20 protein-coding genes are annotated in these 19,876 nt (G+C 41.0%); 10 read left to right on the top strand and 10 right to left on the bottom strand.

Annotation, left to right across the window (positions count from 1 at the left end):
• Window positions 1-5: 5 nt before the first annotated feature.
• Both gcvT and ACVW2L_RS19115 read left to right on the top strand, forming a co-directional pair.
• Window positions 6-1,085: a glycine cleavage system aminomethyltransferase GcvT gene (gene gcvT, locus ACVW2L_RS19120; protein ID WP_457129549.1), complete on the top strand. Its 1,080-nt coding sequence runs from the start codon at window positions 6-8 to the stop codon at window positions 1,083-1,085.
• Between the two features lie 49 nt (window positions 1,086-1,134).
• Entirely contained in the window at window positions 1,135-1,890 is a 756-nt protein-coding gene (locus ACVW2L_RS19115; protein ID WP_457129548.1) for a 2-phosphosulfolactate phosphatase, read from the top strand.
• A 57-nt stretch (window positions 1,891-1,947) separates the two neighbouring features.
• Here ACVW2L_RS19115 and ACVW2L_RS19110 read toward each other — a convergent pair whose 3' ends face one another.
• The 4 genes from ACVW2L_RS19110 to ACVW2L_RS19095 all read right to left on the bottom strand — a co-directional run bounded on the left by ACVW2L_RS19110 (window position 1,948) and on the right by ACVW2L_RS19095 (window position 5,274).
• Window positions 1,948-2,814 carry a DUF4349 domain-containing protein gene (locus ACVW2L_RS19110; RefSeq protein WP_457129547.1) on the bottom strand — a complete coding sequence of 289 codons (867 nt, stop codon included), beginning with the start codon at window positions 2,812-2,814 and terminating at the stop codon, window positions 1,948-1,950.
• A gap of 86 nt (window positions 2,815-2,900) precedes the next feature.
• Window positions 2,901-3,227 (bottom strand): nucleotide pyrophosphohydrolase, encoded by a 327-nt coding sequence (locus ACVW2L_RS19105; RefSeq protein ID WP_457129546.1) that lies wholly within the window; start codon window positions 3,225-3,227, stop codon window positions 2,901-2,903.
• A gap of 3 nt (window positions 3,228-3,230) precedes the next feature.
• Window positions 3,231-3,689 carry a D-aminoacyl-tRNA deacylase gene (dtd, locus tag ACVW2L_RS19100; RefSeq protein WP_457129545.1) on the bottom strand — a complete coding sequence of 153 codons (459 nt, stop codon included), beginning with the start codon at window positions 3,687-3,689 and terminating at the stop codon, window positions 3,231-3,233.
• Window positions 3,690-3,723: 34 nt separating this feature from the next.
• Complete coding sequence (locus tag ACVW2L_RS19095; protein ID WP_457129544.1) at window positions 3,724-5,274, bottom strand: glycoside hydrolase family 10 protein; 1,551 nt, start codon at window positions 5,272-5,274, stop codon at window positions 3,724-3,726.
• A 306-nt stretch (window positions 5,275-5,580) separates the two neighbouring features.
• Between ACVW2L_RS19095 and ACVW2L_RS19090 the strand changes: the two genes are divergently transcribed.
• On the top strand, window positions 5,581-6,492 hold the full coding sequence (locus tag ACVW2L_RS19090; protein WP_457129543.1) for a hypothetical protein: 912 nt from the start codon (window positions 5,581-5,583) through the stop codon (window positions 6,490-6,492).
• A gap of 68 nt (window positions 6,493-6,560) precedes the next feature.
• Here ACVW2L_RS19090 and ACVW2L_RS19085 read toward each other — a convergent pair whose 3' ends face one another.
• Together ACVW2L_RS19085 and ACVW2L_RS19080 are read right to left on the bottom strand one after the other, a co-directional pair.
• Window positions 6,561-7,223 (bottom strand): hypothetical protein, encoded by a 663-nt coding sequence (locus tag ACVW2L_RS19085; RefSeq protein WP_457129542.1) that lies wholly within the window; start codon window positions 7,221-7,223, stop codon window positions 6,561-6,563.
• A 101-nt stretch (window positions 7,224-7,324) separates the two neighbouring features.
• A complete protein-coding gene (locus ACVW2L_RS19080; protein ID WP_457129541.1) occupies window positions 7,325-7,534 on the bottom strand; it encodes a hypothetical protein in 210 nt (69 codons plus the stop codon).
• A gap of 226 nt (window positions 7,535-7,760) precedes the next feature.
• On the opposite strand from ACVW2L_RS19080, the gene ACVW2L_RS19075 reads away from it, so the two are divergent.
• A complete protein-coding gene (locus tag ACVW2L_RS19075; protein ID WP_457129540.1) occupies window positions 7,761-9,104 on the top strand; it encodes a sigma-54-dependent transcriptional regulator in 1,344 nt (447 codons plus the stop codon).
• A gap of 61 nt (window positions 9,105-9,165) precedes the next feature.
• Here the strand turns inward: ACVW2L_RS19075 and ACVW2L_RS19070 are convergent, their stop codons facing one another.
• Window positions 9,166-11,262: an LruC domain-containing protein gene (locus tag ACVW2L_RS19070; protein WP_457129539.1), complete on the bottom strand. Its 2,097-nt coding sequence runs from the start codon at window positions 11,260-11,262 to the stop codon at window positions 9,166-9,168.
• Between the two features lie 461 nt (window positions 11,263-11,723).
• On the opposite strand from ACVW2L_RS19070, the gene ACVW2L_RS19065 reads away from it, so the two are divergent.
• From ACVW2L_RS19065 to ACVW2L_RS19040, 6 genes are all read left to right on the top strand, one after another.
• The gene (locus ACVW2L_RS19065; RefSeq protein ID WP_457129538.1) at window positions 11,724-13,172 is read left to right on the top strand and encodes a circularly permuted type 2 ATP-grasp protein; all 1,449 of its coding nucleotides are present in this window, start codon (window positions 11,724-11,726) and stop codon (window positions 13,170-13,172) included.
• A gap of 137 nt (window positions 13,173-13,309) precedes the next feature.
• Window positions 13,310-14,245, top strand: coding sequence for an alpha-E domain-containing protein (locus ACVW2L_RS19060; protein ID WP_457129537.1), 936 nt, complete (start codon window positions 13,310-13,312; stop codon window positions 14,243-14,245).
• 38 nt (window positions 14,246-14,283) lie between these two features.
• Window positions 14,284-15,267: a transglutaminase family protein gene (locus ACVW2L_RS19055; RefSeq protein WP_457129536.1), complete on the top strand. Its 984-nt coding sequence runs from the start codon at window positions 14,284-14,286 to the stop codon at window positions 15,265-15,267.
• A 265-nt stretch (window positions 15,268-15,532) separates the two neighbouring features.
• On the top strand, window positions 15,533-16,384 hold the full coding sequence (locus tag ACVW2L_RS19050) for a helix-turn-helix domain-containing protein (protein WP_457129535.1): 852 nt from the start codon (window positions 15,533-15,535) through the stop codon (window positions 16,382-16,384).
• 87 nt (window positions 16,385-16,471) lie between these two features.
• Window positions 16,472-16,888: an OsmC family peroxiredoxin gene (locus tag ACVW2L_RS19045; protein ID WP_457129534.1), complete on the top strand. Its 417-nt coding sequence runs from the start codon at window positions 16,472-16,474 to the stop codon at window positions 16,886-16,888.
• 33 nt (window positions 16,889-16,921) lie between these two features.
• Window positions 16,922-17,416, top strand: coding sequence for a hypothetical protein (locus ACVW2L_RS19040; RefSeq protein ID WP_457129533.1), 495 nt, complete (start codon window positions 16,922-16,924; stop codon window positions 17,414-17,416).
• 142 nt (window positions 17,417-17,558) lie between these two features.
• Here ACVW2L_RS19040 and ACVW2L_RS19035 read toward each other — a convergent pair whose 3' ends face one another.
• The 3 genes from ACVW2L_RS19035 to ACVW2L_RS19025 form a co-directional block, all read right to left on the bottom strand.
• The gene (locus ACVW2L_RS19035; RefSeq protein ID WP_457129532.1) at window positions 17,559-18,110 is read right to left on the bottom strand and encodes an REP-associated tyrosine transposase; all 552 of its coding nucleotides are present in this window, start codon (window positions 18,108-18,110) and stop codon (window positions 17,559-17,561) included.
• Window positions 18,111-18,301: 191 nt separating this feature from the next.
• Window positions 18,302-18,826 (bottom strand): TlpA family protein disulfide reductase, encoded by a 525-nt coding sequence (locus ACVW2L_RS19030; RefSeq protein ID WP_457129531.1) that lies wholly within the window; start codon window positions 18,824-18,826, stop codon window positions 18,302-18,304.
• A 7-nt stretch (window positions 18,827-18,833) separates the two neighbouring features.
• Complete coding sequence (locus ACVW2L_RS19025) at window positions 18,834-19,847, bottom strand: Gfo/Idh/MocA family oxidoreductase (RefSeq protein WP_457129530.1); 1,014 nt, start codon at window positions 19,845-19,847, stop codon at window positions 18,834-18,836.
• Window positions 19,848-19,876 lie beyond the last annotated feature (29 nt).

Genomic DNA, 19,876 nt, shown 5'->3' with positions numbered 1-19,876 from the left:
TTAATATGAAGAATACCGCATTAACTGATATCCATATAAAATTAGGGGCCAAAATGGTACCCTTTGCAGGTTACAACATGCCCGTGCAGTATGCCGGCATTAATGCCGAGCACGAAACCGTGCGCAAAGCCGTAGGCGTTTTTGATGTGAGCCACATGGGCGAGTTCATCCTGAAGGGCGAAGGAGCCCTTGACCTGATACAACGCGTTAGCAGTAACGATGCGGCTAAATTGTATGATGGCAAAGTGCAATACTCCTGTTTGCCTAATGAGCAAGGCGGCATTGTTGATGATCTGCTGGTTTACCGCATTGATGAGAAAACCTACATGCTGGTAGTAAACGCATCCAACATTGATAAAGACTGGGATTGGATAAGCAAATTCAATACAGCAGGTGTTGATATGAAAAACATATCAGACCGTACTTCTCTTTTGGCCGTTCAAGGCCCCAAAGCTGCTGAAGCCTTGCAAAGCCTTACAGATATTGATCTGGGTACCATGGAATATTATACCTTTAAAAAAGGGAAGTTTGCGGGTATAGACAATGTAATAGTATCAGCAACAGGATATACCGGCGCAGGTGGCTTTGAATTGTATTTTGATAACGCCAACGCAGAACAAATATGGACTGAAGTATTTGCAGCAGGCGAGCCATTTGGTATAAAACCAATTGGTTTGGGTGCCAGGGATACTTTAAGGCTGGAAATGGGTTTTTGTTTATACGGCAATGATATAGACGATACCACATCGCCATTAGAAGCAGGTTTGGGTTGGGTAACCAAGTTTAGTAAGCAATTTACCAACGCTAAACAACTGGAGCAGCAAAAGCAGGCAGGCATTAAACAAAAGCTGGTTGGCTTTGAAATGGTTGAAAGGGGCATCCCAAGGCATGATTATGAGATAACAGATGCAGAAGGCAACACCATCGGCAGGGTTACTTCAGGCACACAATCACCTTCGTTGCAAAAAGCAATCGGCATGGGTTATGTACCAACGGCTTTTGCTAAAGAGGGCACAGATATCTTCATCAAAATAAGAGATAACAAAATTAAGGCAAAGGTGGTTAAACCGCCGTTTACCCCCTAACCCCCTAAAGGGGAACTCCTTTCGGTTTAACAGATAAAAGAAAAAAGATTTGAGCATAGATACAAACCATACTCCCCCTTTAGGGGATCGGGGGCCAAAACTACATGCCTGCCTTACACCTGCGCTTATTCCTTTATATAAAGTAGAAGAATATATTGTGGTTATAATTGATGTTTTCAGGGCCACTACTTCTATTTGTTATGGTATTGAAAACGGTGCAGAGGCAATTATTCCGGTATCAAAGGTAGAAGAGTGCAGCGCCTACATCGAGAAAGGTTTTGATTACCTGTTAGCTGCAGAGCGGGATGGCGAAGTAGTATCCGGATTTGATTTTGGCAATTCGCCGTTCTCTTATACTAAAGAGAAGGTTAGCGGTAAAACTGTTGTACTTACCACTACCAACGGCACACATGCCTTGCATCTGTCGCGCAGGGCTAAGAAGATAGTTATTGGCTCGTTTTTAAATCTTACAGCGCTTTGTAACTGGCTAAAACAACAGCAGGAAAACACATTACTGGTATGCTCCGGCTGGAAAAACAATTTTAACCTGGAAGATACTTTGTTTGCAGGTGCCGTTGTTGAGCAATTAAAGAACAACGGCTTCAGCCTGGATGATCCGGCTATTGCCGCCAATGACATGTATAGCCTGGCTAAAGATGACCTGAATGGCTATCTTAAAAAAACATCGCACAGCGCGCGCCTAAAGGCATTAGGCATTGAAAAAGATATAGAGTTTTGTTTGAATGTTGATGTAACCACAGCCATACCCATTTTGGATGGTGAGCGACTGATTAAATTAAAATAGTCTCATAAAAGTCATGCCGAACACGTCCGGCATGACTTCATTAAGGTTGCATTTTAATTAGCCCCTTGATTTCCTGTTTTTTATTACCCATCTTCTGGACAGATAAAATACTCCAAAAAGCATCAACCAGATTGGCCAGCGAGCAATAAGTCCGAAAAATATCTTTCCCAAGATTCTCCATCCATCAATCAACGCCGTCTTTATTTTATATCCGAAAGGATTGCTTTTGTTCGTTACCGTTTGCCTTGAGTAAAATGTGATATCTAAAGAACTGTATTCAACCTGCTTAGTAAGATAATTCAATTGCCCTTGCGTTGATTCTATGCTGCTCCTGATCTCATTCAGTTTACTTTCTATCTCTAAAAGGTCAGATATTTTGGTGCTTTTTTTAAGCAGTTCCAGGTATCGTTGCTCCAGTTTCTTTTTATTGGCAAGTTGCGTTGTAACATCAATAAACTGCGTGGTAACATCCGTAATCCTTATATTTTTTTCATCGATATTCTCGGCGCTGGCAGAAACTTCAATAAGAAATGTATCGAAATTTTTTGCAGGTATACGTGTATGCAACGTTATTTCATTTTCGGCGTCTTCGCTGTCATTGTTCTCGCTCTCTTCTGCCACATAACCACCCAGCTTTTTTAATGACGCGTAAAGTGTTTTACGAGTTTGATTAATATCCTCTGTTTTAAAACGGATGTCACCTTCTTTTACAATTTTTTTCTCAACGGCATTAGAGCTACCTGTTGTTGATGCCTGATCACCGTAACCCTCAACAGCCGCCATCTCCGGAAATTTCATTTTTTCTGCTGCCTGGTTAGGCATTGCGATATCCGCGGTAGATGTTTTATTAACCTCGGGCTGTTGGGCTCTATTACAAGCCGAAGCTGCAAATACCAACGCTGCACCAATGAATATCTTTCTCATAATAAGTAAATTAGGCATATTTTATAAAAGTAGTAAACATTTTGATACCTTAATAGTACCTGTAAGCTGTATTGGTAATAAGGCTGTTACCTCAGCTTCTCATTATTTCTATGCCGCTCTGCATCGCGGATGCTTTTCTTCTCCATGTTTTTCTGTAAGGCATCAGTAAGATCAATACCGGTTTGGTTAGCCAGGCATATCAGCACAAATAAAACGTCAGCCATTTCATCAGCCAGGTTAACTTCTGTATCAGATTTTTTGAAGGATTGTTCGCCGTATTGCCGCGCCATAATACGCGCCACCTCGCCCACTTCTTCCATTAATATGGCTGTATTCGTCAATTCGTTAAAATAACGAATGCCGGTGGTTTTAATCCAGTTGTCAACGAGTTTCTGAGCCTCTGAAAGTTCCATGGGTTAATAATTATCCTTGTCTTTAGTATTCATTATAATGGAAACCGGACCATCATTTATTAAACTCACTTTCATATCAGCTCCAAAAATGCCCGTTGCTACTTTTTGGCCTGTTATATCTGCCAACGTAGCTATCATCTTCTCATAAAGTGGCACAGCTTTATCCGGCCGCGCAGCACGAATAAACGATGGGCGGTTGCCTTTTTTGGTTTGAGCGAATAGCGTAAATTGAGAAATTAGCAGAATATTGCCGCCAACATCAGCAAGGGCTTTATTCATTAAACCGTTCTCATCGCTAAAAATGCGGAGGTTGCATATTTTCTGCGCCAGCCATTGCAGGTCGTCATCCGTATCAGTATCCTCAATACCTAAAAGTATAAGCAGCCCAATATTGATTTGGCCGGTAATGTCTCCATTTACGGTACAACTTGCCTGCGATACCCTTTGTATTACTGCTCTCATATTATCAGTATGCCGGCAAGATAATTAAATGCAGCTAATTTATCATTACAGCTATAGACGGCGTTCGGTCGCTCTCGTTTTTCAGGCGGTCAATTGCGGTTACAACATACAGGTAGGTTTTGCCGGGCTGCACTGTAGTATCATTAAATACCGTACCTGCATTATAATTTATACGCAGGATGTTTTTTGGATCATCTAAATCTATCTTTTCATCACCCTCAAAGCGGTAAATAACATAGCCATAAACAGGTTCTTTATCGCGGGCAAGTAATGGAGTTTCCCATTTAAGTTGTATGGTACGCGGCGCTATTTTAGTTACCGAGAAAACGCGTGGTACATTAGGCGCAACCGAATCAAGCCACAACATGGGGGGCGGCAATGCCGGATACCTGTAAAAATTTTGCTTCAACGAGTCTGTAAAACCATAAAGGTTTTTAGTTAAGGAATTAGTATTAAAAAAAACGCTGCCCTGCACGCGCGGATTACCACGAAGATATCTTATTTGATTAGGCAGTTCTGTTGGATTATGGAAGGCAAGTGATGCTCTTTCGGCCATTCGGTAAGGTGCCTGGCCAATGTACACATGATGGTTATTTGCGTTGTTGCTCCACCAATCAACCAGCACGTCAAACGCGGCCAAACGATAGCCAATTTGCCAATACAGTTGCGGATTAATATAATCAACCCAACCCTCTCTTATCCATTTGCGCGAATCGGCAAACTGTTCATAATAAGCATCGCCGCCTCGGGTGTCAGAACCCTCAGGAGTTTGCGACTTGTTGGCCCAAATACCCCGCGGGCTTAAACCAAATTTTATACGCGGGTTATGTTTATGCACACTATCTGCCAGCTCCTTAATCAGCAGATCCACATTGTTGCGGCGCCAATCACGTATGTCTTGAAACTCTCCTCCGTATTTGGCAAAGGCAGCGGCGTCATTTATTTTTTGTCCCGCTATTTGGTATGGATAAAAATAATCATCCATATGTACACCATCTATATTATAATTATCAACCACATTCAATACTACCTTTATAATATACTCCCGTACCTCCGGCAGCCCCGGGTTAAATAATTTTTCTTCCCCATAAATAAAAAACCACTCGGGTTTTAAATTGGTAATATGGTCGGGGCTTAACAAATTAAACCTTTTGTCTTTAGTAGCGCGGTAAGGGTTAAACCAGGCGTGCAGTTCTATACCGCGTTTATGCGCCTCTGTAATGGCAAACTCTAATGGGTCATAAAACGGTACGGGTGGCTGGCCCTGTTTGCCATTTAGCCAGCGTGCCCAAGGCTCGGTACCCTTTGCGTAATAAGCATCGGCAGCAGGTCGTATCTGAAACATCACAGCGTTTAAACCGATCTGCTGGTGTGCGTTTAATATATCTATCAGTTGTTTTTGCTGCTCGCCTGCGGGCATACCCGGGCGTGTTGGCCAGTCTATATTTTCAACGGTAGCTATCCACGCCCCCCTGAATTCACGTTTGGGCGCATGCTTAACTTTGGGTACGGTATCAGTTTGATTTTGTGCAGCCGCAGTAAAAGGCAACAGTAGCAGTAAAAGTAAATATCGGTATAAATGCATTAAACAGGCTTTTTTGGGGAAAGTGCAAAGATATAAACTCCATTGTATGCCTGTTTATTATCCCTTATTTTAATTGTTGTTTTTAATTAAAGGCGACATTTATACCCACCCTTTTGCGAACAAAATTTTACTGCGTTTTAAAAACATTATCACATTTTTTGCATTTTTACCTATATTAACGTCAAATAGTAATAAATGCCGATAAAATATCCTTTATTTTGGAGCGTTAAGATAATTATAGGGCAAACAGAAATACAGACTGTTTAATTTAGATTAACGTTGCCAATTAATTAATCATCAAATTTTATGGAAAACCAACAGGAACAAACACCTAAAAAAAATTCCAATGTTATTTACTTTTTAATATTAGTAATTGTAGCGTTGTTAGGAACCGATGTGTACTTGTACTTGAAGAAGAATAAATCTGACGAGAAGATAGTATATCAGAACGATGAGAAAACGCGGTTGGAAACCGAACTTGACAGCCTTGAGGCGCAAATAACACAGGTAAACGCAGGCCGCACCAGGATGACAGTGGAAATGCAGGCGAAGAATGATTCGTTACAGGCGAAGATCAAAGTTTTACGTTCTGATCTGGCTAAAGGTAAACTGACAGCTGCGGAGCTTTCAAAAGCGCAGGAAGATGTTAAGCAACTAAGGTATTTTGTAACCAAATACACCGCAGATATTGAGGAGCTGAAAAAACAAAACTCTGATCTTACTACAGAGCGCGATACCTTACGCACCAATCTTACCACTGTTGCAGCCAAGGCCTCTGACCTTGAAAAACAAAACCAGGATCTTAATACCAAAGTTCAGGTGGCATCTGCTTTAAAATTAGGTGGTATAAACGTTGTGGGTTATAAAGTAAAAAACAATGGTAAAGAAAGCGACGAGACCAAAGCCAAAAACGTTAACAAATTAAAAATAAACTTTACCGTAGCAGGTAACCAGGTTGCTGCTAAAGGCACACATGAAATATTTTTCAGGATAATTGATCCCACCGGTAATTTAATTTCATCTGCCGATGGCGGAACATTCAATGCAGACGGCACTGAATTGCAGGCTACTTACAGAACATCAATTGATTTTAACGACGATGGGAAAACTTATCCCGTTGAGTGGATGAGCCAGCAGCCTTTTCAAAAGGGCACATATACTATAATAATGTATGCTGATGGCTATACAATGGGCAAGGGCAGCATTTATTTAAAATAATAGCAGAAAGCAGAAAAACCCGGTTCCTTTTCAGGACCGGGTTTTTTTATTTAATATATGCCTTAGTACTACCTTGCGGCAACCGTTTGCGATGCCGGATGTATCAAACCATCTTTAACCATTTGTTCGCGGATGGTCTTAAGATATCCCTTTAAAAAACTGCTGATACTTACAGGATCATAAGTTTTTGATTGAGCCGTCCATATTAACTGCTCTGTTTTCGCATTGTATAAATTGGTTTCCAGATAATAAACTTTGGTCTCATCGTAATAGTCGGGTGCATATAAGGATGGGTACCAGTTATTATAATAATTCCAAAAAGTATTATAATACCCATAACGTAAGCCCGGGTTCCAATAGCCGCTTCCGGCGCGGTAATGGGTTTCAGTATCTTCCTTCAACAAGGCAATAGTAAGTATCCCATCTGCACCGGTAGATTTAATGCGACTTAATACTAAGTCTTTACGTTGCGCGCTATTGGTGTTAAAATCGGGCGGAAAGGCATCAAGCCCTTTATCAACCTTTATGCCTTTTTCTTGCAATTGTTGCTGTATGCCATCTTCAACCGCTTGCTTCGCAGCTATATTGCTGCTTAAGGCCGCCACAAATATATGGTTGTAACTATCGGCTGTTGCGTTTGGCTTACGCCATGAACTTGTTATTTGGGTAGTTGTGCCGCACCCTACCAATAGCGCTGCCAGCGCTATAAATATTTTTACTGAGCTTTTCATAGTTGTTAAAATTTATTAACAATTATAACAACTCCAGTTCGGCAAAAGTTTCTTTATAATTAATTTATTTTCAGGTGATGGCGGATTGCCTTCAATGCAAATTATCCTACCTTATACGCTTGCTCGTTTGCTTTACCTGACGGCTGGCGTAACGATAAAGCAATTACAAAAACAAACAGGCAGCAGAGTAATACTATACTTGCATAGGTGTTTCTTGTGGTATTGTTATCCATAAAGGAAAGCGCGGCTAAAACAAGCACTATAACAACCAGCGTGATTATGGTTGTGCTTAAAGTAATTTTGGATCTCATAATAAAGTATTTACGTACGCTTGTAGTGAAACAAATTGCGCGCCAATCCGTAAAAACGCCTTTTTGCATCAGTAAAGGCATATCTAAAACCGCGTTGGGGAATATTTTTGATATAGTGGGGAACTGACGCACCTTGTTGCTATAAACATTCGCACTATAAATTTTCCAAAATTTGGAAACGTTTGTCTATTTTAGTTTTTTGCCACACCATTACCACTTTTAAACCATGGATGCTTACCATATATTTATTGTAGAGGACGATGTATGGTACAGCGAGTTGCTAAACTATCAGCTTTCTCTTAACCCGGATTACCTGGTAACTCGCTTTGCTACGGGGCATGACTGCCTTAGAAACCTGCATAAAAAACCTGATCTGATAACGATAGATTATTCGTTACCAGATATGACCGGCGCAGAGTTATTCAAAAAAATCAGGGCGTTTAATCCGTCTGTTCCGGTGATAGTTATAAGCGGGCAAAATGACGTGCATACAGCTGTTGATTTGTTAAAGACCGGCGTAAGCGATTATCTGGTAAAGAACGACAATATTAAAGAGTTGCTTTGGAACGCTGTTATCCGCGTACGCGAAAATCAATCACTTAAAAAAGAGGTTGAGCATTTGCGCCAGGAACTCGGTCATAAATACGAAATCGGGAATATTATTAAAGGAACATCGCCTGCCATAAAGAAAATATTTGGGTTGATTGAAAAGGCATCTAAAGCTAATATTAATGTATCAGTAACCGGCGAGACCGGTACAGGCAAAGAACTGGTAGCTAAAGCTATCCACTATAATTCAGACCGCTCAAAAAAACCCTTTGTTGCACTTAACATGTCCGCAATTCCGTCTGATTTGTTGGAGAGCGAATTATTCGGTTACGAAAAAGGGGCATTTACAGGTGCTTCCGGGCGAAAAACCGGGAAATTTGAGGAGGCCAATAAAGGTACGCTGTTTTTAGATGAGATAGGCGAACTGGAGCCTGGTATGCAAAGCAAACTGTTAAGGGTTTTGCAAGAGCGCGAACTAACCAGGTTGGGCGGGCACGAAAAAATAAAACTGGATGTGCGGCTGATAGTGGCGACACATAAAAACTTAGCCGATCTGGTAAAAAAAGGCAGTTTCAGGGAAGATTTTTACTACCGAATTATGGGGCTGCCCATTGAGTTGCCCCCACTGCGCGAACGCGGCACTGACATTTTATTATTAGCGAAGACGTTTTTAGATGACTTTGTTAAAGAGAACCGGATGGAGGCAAAGTTTTTAGGTAACGAAGCTAAAGACAAGTTAATGAAGTATCCTTTCCCGGGCAACGTGCGCGAGTTGCGGTCGGCAATAGAACTTTCTGCAGTAATGTGTGATGATAAAGAAATATCAGCCGACGATATAGGCTTTCATAATTCGGTTGCAAACAGCGTTGCCGTTGCAGGCGATAAAACGATGAGTGAATATACCTGCGACATTATCAGAGCCTATCTTGATAAGTATGACAACAATGTTATAAAGGTTGCCCAAAAGCTGGATATAGGCAAGTCAACCATCTACAAATTATTACAAGACAAAAAACTTTAAGGTCGCTATACAAAAAAACCGCCCCTGACAAATCAGGGACGGTCTGAACAATTAATTACTTCTACTTCAAATATAAACCTGAAGTTGCGCGGTATCCCGCACCGGTATTGGTAAACCAATCCGGGAAGAGCGAACCGCCTGAGCTGGCCCAATCAGCAAAGTGCAGGTACGCGTCGGTTATTTTAATTTGTTCTTGGGGGTATATATAGTTGTCTGCAAAGTTTATTGCCCATGGCAGATTTTCTTTTGATAAATAATATCTTGATGATGACGGTGCAGAGGTATCATCATCTGTACCAAATAATTTAGCGTCAGCTTTATCAGTTGCAGCAAAACCCGGCAAGTGTATTTCATAGCCTCTGCGCGAGTTGCTTATCAGGAACGGGTTGATGGTAGCCATTGTTAACGTTGACTGCGCAACCGGGGTTGCAAGTGTTACTAACACCGATGCAGTGGCACCATTTGTAACTTTGTCTTTGGAGTTCAACACATTCACAAAGTAAGCGTTATCAGGATTGTTTATCATTATATCCGTGTTATCGAAAGGAATGATAACTGCTTTGCTTTGGCCGGCTTCAACGCCATTGGCAGCACGTGTTATGTAGCTATCTTTAAATTTCTGGCCTGTTACTGATTGTACTGCTGATGCAGCAAACGGGAATTGAACACCAAAACCATTTTTAAAAGAAGCACCTACTGCGGTAACGTTATAATCGCCTTGTATGGTTACTACCTCATTTTTTGCATTAGCTACAAATGTGTAACGGTATTTAACCACTACGTCGTTCAGGTCAAAATCGCCTTTTTTAGGCCAGTTATCTTCAAACGCTACGTTAGCAAAAGCACTGGCTGATGGATAGTAGCTTATAAAAGCTTTAGATGCATCATTAGGGAAAGCGTCTAATTCGTCTAATATGCCATCACCATCAGCATCTTTGGGTTTATCAACTACTGATACACCATCTGTTGATATGGCAGTAACCGGGTTAGATGAAGCGTAGAAAACAAGGTCGTTAAAGTCGTTATCTGAGCCTGTTTGCCTGTTCAGGTCTTCAAAACCTATTAAAGTAAGTTTATGCACATCGTCATACAACACAACGCTATGCTTCCTTAACTCTGCACTATTCTCCGGATTTAAATCACTGTGTGAGTAAAATTTCGTGTTACCAGTATTAATTCCTTTACCTGTCCAACCATTTCCTATCAGTATAAAGCCAATTGAAGTGCCGGCATCAAAAGTTCCGATCTTTACTTTGGCACCGGGTTTAAGGCCGCCGCCTGCGCCATTACCAGACGCGTTTGGCAATATAATAGTAGCGTTCTTAATATCTGATTCTTTTACCGGAGCCGCGCCTGTTTTATAAGTGTAATAAGCAAGTGTGTTTAAATTGCCGGCACCTTCTGCAACAAAAGTTATCCAAACATCTGCTTTTTCTTTAATATCCAGCGTTGACTTAGCAGTGCTTGATAAATATTCGGGATGAGTTGTTGTTAATGGCTTTGACTCTGGTAAAGAAGTGTTTACGTATGATAATAAAGAGGCACTGATCACGTCAGATGTTGCCTCTAAATATTTAGGTACACCTTGGCTTAAAGGCGTTTGAGCCGTATTCACAATTGCATCGTCAGACGAAGTATAAGGCAGTGGATATGCAAAAGTAGTTGTTGCCGCCGCTAATGTTGTTATGCCAGAACCCGCACCGGTTTGTACCACAATTTCCTGAGGCACTATATCACCGCTAAAACCTGCAGCGCCGCCTATTGAAGCAGTTACCGAGCTGCCGTTGATATTAGCCTTTGCATAGCGCATTAAACCAACAAACGCAGGGTCAATTACAAGTTGTGTAAGTGTCGAAGCTACAGATAGTTGCGTTACCAGATTTCCGTTACTGTCTGTCACGCCTTTATATATTGATGCATTGTCTGCCGTATTAGCCGGGTTGTAAATGCTTACCACCACTCCTTGTAGCGCATCGCCGTTTGGGGCCTTAAGCGACAAGTTTAAACTCACGCTTTTTGTCGTGTTAAAATTAAATCCGTCAGGAGCAATTTTGGTTACATTATCAATTGGTTTTCCCTCGTCAGGATTAACACTTGATTTTTTGCATGCTGCTAATAGTGTAAGTGCAGCAAACATTAGTGGAGTAAATTTTTTCATTTATTTGGGCTTTATTTTATTGTTTTCGTGGTATGCAAAGGGTGTTCCATTGTTGAAAAAGGCCTTAAATGCGCTTAGAAAGCATTTTTAGCACCGTGCCAGACTCCGAATTTTGGAACACTTTCCGGATTTTGGAAATTATTTGTTTTATGTGTGGTATCTATTGTAAATAAACATTCTATTAACGTATTTGTTAACTAAATAGATTCGCTTTTATCTTCCTTTTCTGCCATACTTTCATTAGCTTGATTAAAACAATAACTTTTTAAAACATCAGAATAAAGACACAACAATTGCTTACATCGTCGCTAATTTTAAGGAACTTTTTGGCGATTTAACAATTAAATGATTAAAAAATTGTAATAATTTCAAAATAAATTGCATTTTTATAAAAAACACTTCATATATTTCATTTTTAATGAGTAAATTGTGTAACCATAAACTTAAAGGCGCTATTTTACATGCACGAATCAGCTTATTTTAATAAATATAGCCCCATTGACGGAGTATGGGATGAAATGTACGGGGATGATTCAACAGTGCGCGACCATTACAGCAAGGTAATAGACTATATTTCGGGCGAATCTGCTGATGATCTGAATAAAAAAGAAGATCTGGCCAAGCGCCTGTTCATGAGCCAGGGCATTACTTTCACCGTATATAATAATAACGAGGGCATTGAAAAGATCTTTCCTTTTGATATTATTCCGCGTATAATTACCGCCGCAGAATGGGCCTTTGTTGAAAAGGGTATAAAGCAGCGGCTTACCGCGCTCAATCATTTCTTGAAGGATATCTATCACAATCAGTTTATAATAAAAGACGGTATAGTTCCGGTTGATATAATTTACTCGTGCCCGCACTTTCTGCGCGAGATGTATCAGTTGCACGTTCCTTACGATATTTATATACATATATCAGGCATCGACCTTATTCGCGACAGCGACGGTACTTTTTATGTATTGGAAGACAATCTGCGCACACCATCGGGCGTAAGCTATATGTTAGAGAACCGCGAGATAACAAAACGGCTTTTCCCTGATCTGTTACCGCAATGCGGCGTTCGCAGTGTTACAGAATATCCTTCTATACTTTATCGTAATCTGATGGCGCTGTCGCCAAGACAGATCGCCAATCCAACCATTGTGCTGCTTAGTCCCGGCATTTATAACTCTGCTTATTTTGAGCACACCACCCTGGCCCGCTTAATGGGTGTAGAACTTGTTGAGGGACGCGATCTGGTGGTTAAGGACCAGAAAGTATACATGAAAACCACCATAGGTTTGCAGCAGGTTGATGTAATATACCGCCGTGTTGACGATGATTACCTTGATCCGCTTGTGTTTAACCCCAACAGTATGCTGGGTGTGGCGGGCATTATGGGCGCTTACCGCAAAGGGAATGTGGCCATTGTAAACGCTATTGGCAACGGCGTAGCCGATGACAAGGCTATTTACACCTACGTTCCGCAAATGATAAAGTATTACCTTAACGAGGAGCCTATTTTAAAGAATGTACCAACACACCAGTTGGGTAATCCTGATGAAAAGGACTATGTATTTAAAAATATGAACAAGATGGTGATAAAACGCACCAACGGCAGCGGCGGGTATGGTATGCTGATGGGCCACGCGGCATCTGACGAGGAGATAGAAGATTATAAAAAAGAAATATTAAAAGAGCCGCGCAATTTTATAGCGCAGCCAACCATAAGCCTTTCGGCGGCACCCTGCTATATGCAGGGCGAACTAAAACCGCGGCGTATTGACCTTAGGCCATATGCACTGTTTGGCCCGGATGGTATTGAGATAGTGCCCGGAGGCTTGACTCGTGTGGCCTTAAAAGAAGGATCGCTGGTGGTTAACAGCTCGCAGGGTGGCGGCAGTAAAGATACCTGGGTGCTTGCGTAGATGTTGGGGATGTGCAGATATGCAAATGTGCAGATAAGAGGATATAGGGGTGAGCAGATTTCTAATTAATTAAACATAGAGAATCAAATTCGACAATAAACAAATCCGAAATTGAAAATCCGAAATTCGAAATTAAAATGTTAAGTAGGGTAGCAGCAAGCTTTTATTGGATGAGCAGATACATTGAGCGCAGCGACGGTTTATTACGTATGCTGAAGATCAACTATGCATCATCGCAAGATACTATTGAAGAGTTTACGTGGGAGCCCGTTATAGATATGTACGCAGAGTTGGGCGAAGATGAAGGCGGCAAGCTGGAAAACGATAGCCGCTCTGTACTTAAATACATGGTTACCGGCAAAGCCAATTCTAATTCCATCGTAAACATTATCACCCTCGCCCGCGAAAACGCGCGCAGCGTACAGGAACACATTACCAAAGATCTTTGGCAGTGCCTTAACGAATATTATCACGCCGTGAAGGATACTAAACTGGAACGGGCCTTGCAGCGCGAAGATCCTATTGGCGTGTTAGATGTACTGATAAAACAGGTTATGTTATACTACGGTACGGTAGAGATAACAATGGAGCGTGGAGAAGGCCGCAGCTTTATGAATATTGGCAAATACCTGGAACGTTCCATCCAGTCTGTTGATATTTTGGATACTAAATTCGGCTCTATTTCTGACAACCCCGATCTGCTTACTGATACTACTTACTGGAAACACCTGCTGCTCTCCTTAGGTGGATATGAACTCTATCTTAAAACCTACCGGGAGGGTTTTGAAGCCGAGAATGTGCTGGAGCAGGTAGTGCTGAACAATGATTTTCCCCGCTCTGTTATCTATTCTGTAAATAACATACAGCGTTATTTTGAGAGGTTAAAAAAGGATAGTAACCTGGATAATTTCAGGGAAATGTCTTTCAGAATTGGGCGTTTACAAAGTCGTATTAAATACAGTTCGGTAAGGAGTATAAAACAAGAGGGGCTGCATACATTTTTAGCACAAATAAGAGGAGAGCTTTACGGAATTAGCGACGCCCTGAACGAATATTACTTTGCTAATTCATAATTGAATACGACTAACCGGCTATAAATAAATATAAAAAGATGCCTGAGTTTCAGATACAACATATAACTACTTACATTTATGATAGCCCCGTTCGCGACAGCGCTAACCAGATCATATTGTTCCCTATAAAAGACGACTATCAGGACGTGATCAAGCATGATGTTTTGGTAACGGGAAGCCCTGTGGTAGATACTTTTACTGATTATTATGGTAACGAAGTTGGAACATTTACCTACAGCGTACCGCACTCAATAATGGTGATCACCTCAAGAATGCTGGTTACTACAAAGCATCGCCTGTTGCCTATAAACGATATTTTTCCGTCGCAGCAATGGGAAGATCTTAAGCCGTTAAGGTACATGGTGCCATATATAGACTTTTTAAGGCAGGAGTATTTTGAGGGTCTGGCCGATCTGCAAAAAATAGTTGATCAGGAAAGATCACCAGACGACACTCCTTATCAGGTGGTACTGCGCTTTTGCCAATATGTTTATGACAATTTTGATTACATAAAAGGCGTAACCACCGTTGAGACCAAGCTGGACGAAATTTGGAAACTTAAGGCCGGTGTTTGCCAGGACTTTGCCCATATCTTAACCGAAATGTTGCGCCTGGTAAAAATACCTGCGCGCTATGTGAGCGGTTATATATGTACTTACAAAAATGGTATGCGTGGCGAAGGTGCTACCCACGCCTGGGCAGAAGCTTATATCCCGGATTATGGCTGGCTGGGTATTGACCCTACCAATAATTGTATAGCAAACGAAACCCACGTGCGTTTAGCTGTGGGCCGCAATTTTAGCGATTGCTCGCCCGTTAAAGGTGTTTATAAAGGCGCCTCGGGCCACCGTTTAGAAGTATCAGTAACGGTTGATGATGATATTGCCAACCCAACTAATATAGAGACATCAACCGTTGAGATCATATCTGCCCCTACTCCTGCCGATGCCAATGTTGTTACAAAAAACAGCTACCAGCGCCATATGGAGATCATTCAGCAGCAACAACAACAGCAGCAGTAATGATATAGAGATATTAATACCTAAGAATGGAATGCGGGTAAGATACTTCCTTATCTCTCAATACAACAATCCATTTTTTCAATGGTCCAAATTACAACGCATTGTCCAAGTCCCCGGACTTCGCATCACTATCCTTGTGTTGAAATTGTGTGCCTTCAATCTCAGCCACAAGTACTCAAGGGCGCTAACAATGCCCACACTTCCGCAAGCATACTTTTTTTGGTATTTTGGCAATTCGAATTAACACCTCGGTAAGTATTTAAAAATGCAGGGCAACTATAAAAAAATCGATCTGCTTGGAAAATCTTTCCTTCAAAAGTTAGTGGTAAAACCTCCCTTTGCGTTTGACTTTCCGGTGGAAGAACGTGCTTGTTTTTTATATGTTTTACAGGGCGAAATGCAATTTCAATTTGAAGATGACCAAACGGATATCCCTGTAAATCACTCTTTATTATTGAATTGCCTCATCTCGGGGAAACAAATTCGTAACACCAAAGACACCAGCGCAGGCGAAGTGGTTATAGTTACCTTTCACCCTGAAATTTTAAAGAAAATTTATGAAAGAGAATTGCCGGCGATAATTCAACCAGGCAAATCTGTATCCAACCAATCGCACGGCAAGATCAATAATGAGTTTCTGATTCAGAAATATATTGAGGGGCTGCTTTTCTATTTTGAGAACCCATCATTGGTAAACGATGAGATAATGATCTTAAAACTCAAGGAAATCATCCTCTTATTATCCCAAACCCGGCAGGTTGAAACTATCCAGGTTATTTTGTCTCAACTTTTTTCTCCTGCAAAATTTTCTTTCAAACAAATTATTGAAGCCAATCTGTTTTCTCAGGTCAACATTGAAGAATTGGCCAAAAAAAGCAATTTAAGCGTTTCGTCATTTAAAAGAGAGTTTGCTAAATTATATAACGACACGCCTGCAAATTATATTAAAAACAAAAAGCTGATGAAAGCCGCAGAACTGCTCCTGGCTTCTGATAACCGCATTGCTGACATTGCCTACAATTGCGGGTTTAATGATCTGGCTAATTTTACCAAAAGCTTTCATGATAAATACCAGGTTTCTCCAACCCATTACCGGCTGAACCAAATTGCCAAGTAATTGAACTCTTTTACAAAGCTCTTCTCTTTTTTGCATTGCACTTTTGTATTGTCAATATTGACAGTCAAAATTTAATCAAAAAAGAAAATGAAACGCACAGCAAAAGCACATTGGGCAGGTAGTATAAAAGAAGGCAAAGGCCAGTTAACTACACAAAGCGAAATTTTAAACCAAACAAATTACAGTTTCAAAACCCGCTTTACGGGCGAAGAAAAAGGCACTAATCCGGAAGAATTGTTGGCTGCGGCACATGCCGGATGTTTCACCATGGCAGTTAGCTTAGGCTTAACAGAAAAAGGATTCAACCCTACCTCATTGGATACCGAAGCTACCTTACTAATGGAAGGTTTTGATATCAAGAGTATCCATCTTGCTATTGCAGGCGTTGTGCCGGGCATTAATGTAGCAGAGTTTGACGCCATTGTAAGCAGTGCAGAGAAAAATTGTTTGATCTCTAAAGTATTGAAGGTGCAAATCAGTTCAGAGGCTCACCTGGTAGCTTAATCCATTTTTTACAGCATCCTTAATTTTATAAAAATGAGCTTATCTAATTTAGGCATATTCCATACTATTATAGGCATCATAGCCATTATTGCGGCTATGATGTCATATATCAGGTTTGGTAAAATAAACCTGGCGCATAGTTCCGGCAAAATATATTTTTATACAACTGTTGTTACTTCGTTAACTGCATTAGGCATATCAAAAATGGGCGGCTTTAATGCAGGACATATTTTCGCCCTGTTTATAGTTGTATTGGTGGTAATAGCGTACGTTGTTAATTTTAGAAAAAAGGGGAATAACAATGCCAGATTTTTGGAGAATTTCCTTTTGTCTTTTAGTTTTTTCTTGTCGTGGATACCCACTGTTAATGAAACCTTAACCCGTGTTCCAATCAGGCATCCGCTGGCCAAGGCACCAACCGATCCAATAATAGCAAAAACACTTTTTATTATTCTTATACTGTTTATTGCGGGGTCGGTTTATCAATTTATGGCACAAAGAAAAATTAATAGCGTAGCCGTCGGTTGATCGCAACAACAGTATAGTGACCTGTCACCCTGAGTTGTAGAAGGGCGCGCGTAAAGCCTTGCCCGCCATTCCTAAATAAGTCGTCGTATCGAACCCTCCACTGGTCGAAGTTTCCAACTTCGACCTAAAATTGCTTAAGCTTTCAGCTTAAGAGTATAACTGGCAGCACTCCTTTCTCATCAGTATAATAGTCTATGGCACTACTATATAAATAATTGGGCGGATGATCAACAGCGCCTGATTCAACAGGATTATTATGTAAATAATCCAGCCGTTGTATCATCATTTTTTGAGTAGATAATTCAATCGGATGGTTGTTTTGTTGCCAAAACTGATACTTCTCATTATTAGCATTGTGTTCTCCGGCACGTTTAAACATCCACAGCATCCAATCGCGCCGGCTTTCCTGCACATTTTCTTCAATGGCTTTTAAAATCTGTTTGGCGGTGTGCCTTTTCATGTCGCGCATTATATCAGACAAATTGCCATTTTCCGTGCTAATAATCAAATGAACATGGCTCGACATGATGCACCAGGCATATAATTCAAGTCCCTTGCTTTCAATACAAAACCTAAGGCTGTCAACCATTATGTTGCAGTAAATACGTCTTACAAAAACATCAACCCAATTTACCGTAGCAAAACTCACAAAGTAAAGCTGATTGTGTTCATGAAATATGTATTTCCTACCCATTAAGCCAAAGTAGTAAATGTTTTACGCAAGCAGAATGCTTGCACATTTTAGGACGAAGTTGAAAACTTCGACCAGTAGGGGGTAGTGGTTTATCACCCTTAGCCTGTCGAAAGGCGAGCGTAAAGGCCTTGCCCACCATGGTTCGACAGGCTCAACGTTACAGCCCCCTCTTAAGTACTGAATAATCCGCCCTATATTATCGCTTTCTTCACCGCCGCAACCAGATCTTCTATTTTAGGTTCCTTAGGAAAAGCCTTGGTTTGTTTTCCGTTACGATTGTAAATGGCTATATAAGGTGTTGTTTGAATACTGTAATACCTTTGCACAGGGTAAAAACCCAGGGCCAGGTATTCTGGATATTCAGTACCAATAGTGATGTTTTTGTATTTAGAGAGCTCGAAATCGCGGTTAAAGTTTTTTATCATGCCCATCCATGGATATTCCGTTTTAGAGAAAGTTACCATCACTATCTGAATGTTCTTAAAAACATTCATTTTTTCCTTCATCTCCATGGTCAGTTTTTGGCAATGCGGGCAGTCTGTTCCAAAATAGATCAACATAACCGGTTGGCTTTTTTTCAGATCTTTCCATGTGGTGAAGGTACTGTCGGGCCTCAATATCCGGTAATGGGCTATTGTTCCGTTGTCTTTATTCTGCGCGTTGGTGCAGCCCGCAATTATTACCAGGCTTAAAAAAAATAGTAATCTCTTTATCATAGTTAAATTATTCAAGCATTTCCATTTGCCATGTAATATGCTCCTCTGTTATAGGATATAACGCGTTTTCGCGTATGGCATGATACACAGCGTAAAATAAATTATTGTAATCGCCTTTTGGGGCAGGTATAAATTCTATACTTTTTTCTCCGTCAATGCCAATAGTAACCAGTTTTCCGTCGCAACCTACCGGTTCCACGCCATATGCAGCATCATTGGGTAATATCGGGACATTCAACTGGGGTTCCTGCACATCGCAGCGATTTTTGCTGAATGTACCCAAGGACCCATGTACAACAAATGCCGGCAAAGCATCGGCAATAAGCAAGCCCGATATTAAATTCACCACCAAACCTCCGGGATAAACCAAACGCAGGTTCATATAATCAAACACCTCAGATCTTTCGCGCTGTATGGCATCAACGCGATCAAACGATAAAGGTTTGCCAAATAAATGTATAGCCTGATCTACTATATGTGCACCAAGATCGTAACGCACGCCGGCGGCAGGTATGTCCGCTCCTTCCTTAAAGGGTTTCACAGCTAATTCTGGTTTATACCTGTCATACCTGATATGTACCTCAGCAAGCCGCCCTAATCTGCCACTTTCAATCACCTCTTTTACCGACAGGAAATCACTGTCCCAGCGGCGGTTTTGGTAAACCATCACCTGTCGGTTAACCTTTTTACCCAGGTCAAATAATTCTTTTACTTCGGCCGCAGTTGCCGATACCGGCTTTTCAATTAAAACATGTTTACCTGCTGTAAGCACCCGTTTGGCAAAATCGGCATGTGTAAAACTGGGCGTGTTTACAATAATTAATTCTATCTCAGGGTCGTTCAATAACTCATCAACCGCATCATAGCTAACAATATCCGGGTAATCGGCCGGCATTTTTTTTTGATTGCGCTCAACTACAGCCTTTAACTTAAACTGCGGGTTAGTGCTTAAAAAAGGCGCATGAAATAACTTTCCTGACATGCCATAAGCCATTAATCCGGTTACGATGGGTGATGACATAAAATTAATTGCCGTGGTTAATTAAATTA

The organism is Mucilaginibacter sp. HD30 (assembly GCF_054061755.1).
The sequence above is the reverse complement of the archived record's forward strand: the minus strand, read 5'-3'. Positions and strand labels throughout refer to the sequence as shown.